Annotated in this window: 5 protein-coding genes; 2 read left to right on the top strand and 3 right to left on the bottom strand. The window is 63.3% G+C overall.

Annotated elements, in window-relative coordinates:
* The first annotated feature begins 1,554 nt into the window (after positions 1 to 1,554).
* Positions 1,555 to 2,181 (top strand): LysE family translocator, encoded by a 627-nt coding sequence (locus QW868_RS29100; protein ID WP_316232131.1) that lies wholly within the window; start codon positions 1,555 to 1,557, stop codon positions 2,179 to 2,181.
* 116 nt (positions 2,182 to 2,297) lie between these two features.
* Here the strand turns inward: QW868_RS29100 and QW868_RS29095 are convergent, their stop codons facing one another.
* The 3 genes from QW868_RS29095 to QW868_RS29085 form a co-directional block, all read right to left on the bottom strand.
* Positions 2,298 to 2,759 (bottom strand): hypothetical protein, encoded by a 462-nt coding sequence (locus QW868_RS29095; RefSeq protein WP_316232130.1) that lies wholly within the window; start codon positions 2,757 to 2,759, stop codon positions 2,298 to 2,300.
* A gap of 156 nt (positions 2,760 to 2,915) precedes the next feature.
* Positions 2,916 to 3,155 (bottom strand): hypothetical protein, encoded by a 240-nt coding sequence (locus tag QW868_RS29090; protein ID WP_316232129.1) that lies wholly within the window; start codon positions 3,153 to 3,155, stop codon positions 2,916 to 2,918.
* 187 nt (positions 3,156 to 3,342) lie between these two features.
* Positions 3,343 to 4,899: an ABC transporter substrate-binding protein gene (locus tag QW868_RS29085; protein ID WP_316232128.1), complete on the bottom strand. Its 1,557-nt coding sequence runs from the start codon at positions 4,897 to 4,899 to the stop codon at positions 3,343 to 3,345.
* Positions 4,900 to 5,477: 578 nt separating this feature from the next.
* On the opposite strand from QW868_RS29085, the gene QW868_RS29080 reads away from it, so the two are divergent.
* Entirely contained in the window at positions 5,478 to 6,065 is a 588-nt protein-coding gene (locus QW868_RS29080; protein WP_316232127.1) for a cytochrome b, read from the top strand.
* Positions 6,066 to 6,174: the final 109 nt, after the last annotated feature.

Here is a 6,174-nt window from a genome sequence, read left to right as displayed (position 1 = left end):
CATGATGCAGTCATGGCTCGAAATTGCACCGCGCCGAGCCCTCTCACCCCCCTAATTCGGATTCTTGCCCAGCCTCGACGGTGCAAGCGGAATGATTGCGACAAACTAACACGACGGGCAGTTTGCGCATGGCGGGGATGCGGGGATTGCCCGTCGGCCACAGAGAGACGCAGGATATAACTCAATAGTCAACGACTGACATCTAGCGAGGCGGTGCTTGGCCTTGAACCCATCTGGGCGGATTGGCGTCCGAAAACCACGTTTGGTCTAGACCGACGTGTGTCCTCCGGATCCCGAGAGTACGATACTCAACTAGTGGATGGATCGTACCTCTAAACTGACTCCCAGTAGCGTTGGTGATCGGACATCGGAAGAACCATTTCTGTCCAGGCCGCATGTCCACGGGGCGCACGGCATCGTGAAACTTGATATCGCCATCCGTTTTGTTGTTCAGAATGATATTACCGATCTGCAGCGAGCCACCAGGGCTGGGGCTGCACGAGAGAACGACGTCGGTCATGCTGAGCAGCCAACTGGGGTTCCTGACAACATACGGAAGTGCGAACGGTAACGCGTCCGGACCTTGCAGTTCGATTTCGGGAATGGTCTGGGAGTAAATGCCAAGCACGGCCGAGACGGCGGCCACCGCCCCGGCGAGGAGCTTCCAAACCTTTTTGAGCCTCGCCCAGAGCCTTAGCCAACTACGTGATGGTTTCGGCGGCTCGCTTTTCGGGGGATCTGGCTGCTTGGGGCGCGGCTTTACTCTTGGCCCTTTGGACTTTCCCATGGCGTGCAGTTGTCTCAGCCTCTCTAATCTACCTTAGCACGCGGCTCATTTAAGGTCTGACAGTCCACCGGATGTCCACCGGAATCGCTCTTTAACTGCCTCCGACCGGAGCCTACGGACCAACCGCCAGGTAAGTCGCGGCAGCCTGAAACAACGCTGCTACGGCCGCTGCCGTTGCCGCGGCCGAACTCAGTCTGCTCTGCCGGGTGAGGGCAAGCGCGAGCTTCTGCAGGTCGTCCGTCTGTTCTGGCTCGACGTCACTATCGAGGTTAGCCGCTATGTGGCCGAAGTCGATTTGACGGACGGATTTCGGAGTGGGAATCCTTGCAGACCAAAGCCACAACGCTGCAGCTACAAGAGCAAAGGACGCTGACGTGTAGTTCAGACCGCTACTGGTTATGTTCATAAAGGTGTCCCGGCGGATGGACCTGCCCGTCGATCCGGTGGCTTCGGCGCAAGCTTATCTCGTAGCCGAGAACGCAGACAACCACCAAGCGCGCCTACAAGTTGACCTAACGTATTTTCAGGCCAAGCGTGACAGCTCCGCGATAGAAGCGCTGGCGCCGGCGGCGGCCAGGTCTTCGAGTGAGATATCAATAGGAGGCAGCGTGGCTCTTTTGATCCGAGGTGTTATAGAAAGAAGATGGTAGTTTGGGCCGTCTACAGCCTCAGACCGCCTCGATAGCAGCAAACCCCGTCGGGCTACTTCGCCCGCTCGTCGAACTGGCCTAAAAGGCACGACCTTGGCGTAACACGAAATTCGCCGCATGCCCAACCTGCACACCTTCCTCTTGTTCCTCTCCGCCGCCCTCGTCGTCGCGCTGACGCCCGGCCCCGGCATCTTCTACATCGTGGCGCGCACGCTGGCCGGCGGGCGGAGCGAGGGGCTGGCGTCCAGCGTGGGGCTCGGGCTCGGTGGCCTCGTGCACGTCTTCGCCGGTGGGCTCGGGCTATCGGCGCTGATGATGGCGAGCGCGGAAGCGTTCACCGCACTGAAGATCGCCGGTGCTTTCTATCTCATCTGGCTCGGCATCAAGACCTGGCGTGAGGCCTGGGGCGCAGAACCGACCGAAGTAACGACGACCGGCAGCCGGCGCGCGTTTCGCGAGGGCATCATCGTCGAGGCGCTGAACCCGAAGACGGCGGCGTTCTTCCTCGCCTTCGTCCCGCAATTCGTCGACCCTGCAGGGGTTGTCGCCGCGCAGTTCGTCGTGCTCGGGCTGATCTCGGTGACGCTCAACACCAGCGTCGACCTGATCGTGACGTTCTGGGCCGCCAAGGCGCGGCATCGTCTCGCCCACCGGCCGAGCCTCGTGACGCGGATGCGGCAGGCGTCGGGCGCCGTCATGTGCAGCCTTGGCGGCGCGCTGTTGTTGGCGCGGCGCACAAGCTGACCGCCCGGACCAGCTGGCGCTTATTCACGTTCCATGCGCACATGACCGCCGCGTGTCGGCGTTGCTATGCCGGCGCGCACGAGCACGATGCGTCTTTGCGATCGCCCCTGCCGGAGCTAGTCGCGATAGCGGCAGAGCTCGTCGCCGTTCTCGTATTCGTAGCAGATCTTGACGCGCCGGTAGGGCCGATCCCCCTCGGAGCTGCGCGCGCGACGATCCATGTCGTCATCATCGCGCTGCATTCGCGCGTTTCGGCCCGTGGTGCGATGATCCATGTCCTGATCCATCATCCGGCCCATGCGGTGCTGGCGCATCCGATCCATGTCCATGCGATCCATGCCCATGCGGTCGTCGTCGCGCTGTTGTGCCGTCCAGTCGCGGTTCACCCGCGTGTCTTCGGCTCTCTGGCGCTCGCGTTCACGGGCCTGGTCCGACTGCTGGGGCGTGCGTTCCGGCTGCACGGGAACGGCCTGGGTCTGGCTGGTTCCCGGCGTGCTGTCGGCCTGCTGAGCTGACGCGCCTGCCGAGAGGAGACAAGAGGATATTAACACGACGGTCGCTGCTGCTGGAACGCGCATGGTTCATCCTCCAAGAGAATGCTGTCTAACCGTGCGGGTCAGCGTTGGTTCAAACGACATTGCCTGTTTCGATGCTGCGCCGCAAAGCAGATGACAGCCGGACGCAGAAGCGAGCTGAAGTGCTGAGCCAGGGCGGTTGCCGGCTTCTCTCCGGCGTCAGCCCGAGATCAGGTCGTGGTTGATTCCACGCCGGCGCCAATATCGCGCGCGCAGCCGCGGTGCGATCTGCCACGAGACGATGGCTGACAGCGCCACGCTCAGGGCAATCATGACCGGCATTGCGAGCATCGCGTGATTGCTGAGCGGCGTGAGAAGAATCGTCAGAACTCCCGCACCGAACAGCACGGCCTGAACCATCATGAAGACCATCGCCGAAATCTGTGTTCGCATGGACATTGCGGTCGCTCACGGTTGTTGCGCCTGCAAGTCAATGAAGTATCCGTCGAACAGTTCCGGCTCACCATGGTCTCGAGGTCGGATCCGTGTCGCCCGGCCGGCCGCAAGCCGGCCGGGGGGACGTCGTTTGCACTGCGGCGCTGACGGGGGACGACAAGCTCGGCTGCGTCGTGCCGCCCCCCGCCCGTCATTCCAGCTCGATCGCCTGGTAGGTGCCGGTCTCGTCGAGCGCGGTGCCCCAGATCTTGTGCGAGGCCTGGTGCTCGGCGCGTCCGAAGGAGAGCTTGCTGCCGAGCCCGAGGTCGATGCTCTGCATCGACTCCAGCGTGTCGACCAGCCGCTCGGTCTCGAGCGGCGTTGTCTGCTTCAGCGCCTGGATCAGGATGCTCGCCGAGATGAAGCCCTCGAGCGAGGTGTAATCCGGCGCCTCGCCGGGGAAGTACTTGTCCAGCGCGGTCTTGTAGTCGAGCACCAGGCTCGAATAGCCGGCGACCGATGGAACGCCCTGCGTGACGATGACGCCGTTGGTGTATTTCGAGCCGAGCAGCTTCAGCTCGGCGGCGAGCGACGACGATCCGACCGCCGAGATGTTGGCGTAGATCAGCCCCGGAACCGCCTCGTGGGTCTTCTCGATGAATTTCGCCGCGGCGCGGTCGGTCGCGATCATGATCACGGCCTTGATCGGTGGCTTGGTCTGCGCCTTCAGCTTGCCGACGGCCTCGTCGACGTCCAGCGAGCCGCGCGGGAAGCCATAGCGGATGATCGGATCGGTGATGCCGAGCGCGCGGAATGCCTTGGCGACGCCGTTGGCGCCGTCGTCGCCATAGGCGTCGTTCTGCGCGAATACGGCGATCTGCTTCGCCGGGATGCGCTTGACTTTCATCAGGTAGCGCACGATCGCCGCGGTCTCTTCGGCATAGCTCGCACGATAGTTGAAGACGTAGCGGTCGGGCGGATCGCGGCGGACGACGGCGGAGCCGCTGTAGGGCGCGAAGAACAGCGCGCGGCGCTCCAGCGCGTAGGGGATCGCCACCGCGTTGTTGGCGGTCCCCATGTTGCCGATATAGCCGAACACCTGGTCCTTCTCGTAGAGCTGCGTCATCGCACCCAGCGTCCGCGTCGGATCATAACCGTCGTCGGCCGCGATCAGCCGCAGCTTGCGGCCGTTGATCCCGCCGGCGTCGTTGGCGCGATTGAAGGCGGTCTCGATGCCGAGCTTCATCTGGCGCGCGGACTCCTTGCGGACTCCGGAGAACGGGATGACGGTGCCGAACCGGATCTCGGTGTCGCTGACGCCGTGCGGAAGCGGAGGCGGCAGGTTGGCCGTGGGCTGCGTCGACGCGGCTGCGGTCGAGGGCGCCAGCGCGAAGGACAGCGACGGAGCCGCCGACTGCTGCTGGCTGAGCGACCGCTCCAACTCCGCCAATTGGCGTTCTGCGGTCTGACAGCTCACCTGCGAGGACGCGACCCGGCCGCGGCCCTCGGCGATGTAGCTGTTGAAGGTGCGAATGAGCCCATCGCGCTCGCCGCCGTTCGAAGAGCCCTGGCGGATCACTTCGCTGAACTGATCGATGATGGTCTGGACGCGCCCCTGGGCGATCTCGCGGCACGTCGCGGCCTGGCCGACGACCGGACCGACGCGGGCGGCGAGATCACGAACGACATCGGGGGAAATGGGAGCAGCGGAGGCGGCAGGGACGAAGAAGCAGGTTCCGAGAAGGAGCGCACACCAGCGAACGGTCATTTTGAACTATCCGTCTTCTTGTGATTGGTTGGCTAAGTTCACATCATGAGTCAGACAGGCTTCCTATTAAAGACAGGTTGCATGACACCGCAATATCCATTCGGCCGATCGCGGTCGCCTGGAACTCATAGCGGGGCGCACCGCTCGATCGTGTTTCGCGCCGTGTCGCGCAACCAGCCGAACTAACAGGCGGCACGAACGATTAGTTCTCAGAATCAACAGTTTGCCGCAGGGCATGGCGACCGGCTTCACCGGCCGGTCGAAGAGCTCAGCGCGATGCGCGAGGGGTCTCCGGAGCCGCCTGGACGCCATCGGGATGCCCGGACGAAGTTGTTCGCAGTCTTAACCAGCATTAACGCGAGACCATCAAATGCCGGGCGACGCCTTCAAGGCTGGGTCATCTTGCGCCGCAGTCTCGAGTCACCGGCGACGACATGCCGCAGCTCAGCATCCGATAACGACGAGGTGAGACTGAATTGACGGGAGAAGCGTCCTGACCCGCCGGCCCACCGCTGGCTCGCTGCCGATTTTGGCGATAGCAGCAGATCGCAGCTCATAGCGGTGGGAAGAGGTTCGTGATGCCATGGAAGAATACGACGATGGAGTTCGGTGCGATCGCCAAGCTCTTCCACTGGACCGGCGCCGCGGCCTTCATCGCGGCCTATGCCGTCGTGTACTATGTCATCTGGTTCATGGACGATACTTCCCCGGACGCCTTGCCCGTGCTCAACGTCCATTGGGTGCTGGGCATGATCGTCGGCCTGTCCGTCCTGCCTCGCCTGCTGTGGCGGCTCGTCAACGTTCAGCCCGATCAGCCGCATGCATCACATGCCGAGGCGTGGCTCGCGCACGCCGCGCATTGGGGATTGTACGTGCTGCTGATCCTGATGCCGCTGACCGGCTATATCGGCACCGATGCCGCCACCGACTTCGGAGCGTTCGCGCTGCCGAACTTCCGTGAGACGGCGCTATTCGGCTGGATCGAGACGCGCTGGGGGATCAGCTGGGAGGCGTTCGAGCCGCCGGTCGACGCAATCCACCATGTCGTCGGCAAAGGGATCGCGTGGATCGTGGTGGCCCTGCACGTCGCGGCCGCGCTGTTTCATCACGTCGTCCGCCGCGACGGCGTCCTGACACGGATGCTGCCGGGCCGTTCGGTCGCGTGAACGATGCGCGACCCGTGACGACCGCTCTGCGATCCCCACACGATCGTCATTGCAAGGAGCCGCAGGCGACGAAGCAATCCAGAGTCCTCGTGGCACCCCGGATTGCTTC

Origin of the sequence: Bradyrhizobium sp. SZCCHNR1051 (genome assembly GCF_032489615.1) — a bacterium.
Taxonomy (GTDB): Bacteria; Pseudomonadota; Alphaproteobacteria; order Rhizobiales; family Xanthobacteraceae; genus Bradyrhizobium.
Note: the sequence above shows the minus strand (reverse complement) of the source record. Positions and strands in the feature narration are given on the sequence as shown.

What these genes read in the sequence shown, in the direction of transcription:
- QW868_RS29100 (WP_316232131.1), top strand. Translation starts at nt 1,555, where the DNA reads ATGCCCAACCTGCACACCTTCCTCTTGTTCCTCTCCGCCGCCCTCGTC.
- QW868_RS29095 (WP_316232130.1), bottom strand. Translation starts at nt 2,759, where the DNA reads ATGCGCGTTCCAGCAGCAGCGACCGTCGTGTTAATATCCTCTTGTCTC.
- QW868_RS29090 (WP_316232129.1), bottom strand. Translation starts at nt 3,155, where the DNA reads ATGTCCATGCGAACACAGATTTCGGCGATGGTCTTCATGATGGTTCAG.
- QW868_RS29085 (WP_316232128.1), bottom strand. Translation starts at nt 4,899, where the DNA reads ATGACCGTTCGCTGGTGTGCGCTCCTTCTCGGAACCTGCTTCTTCGTC.
- QW868_RS29080 (WP_316232127.1), top strand. Translation starts at nt 5,478, where the DNA reads ATGCCATGGAAGAATACGACGATGGAGTTCGGTGCGATCGCCAAGCTC.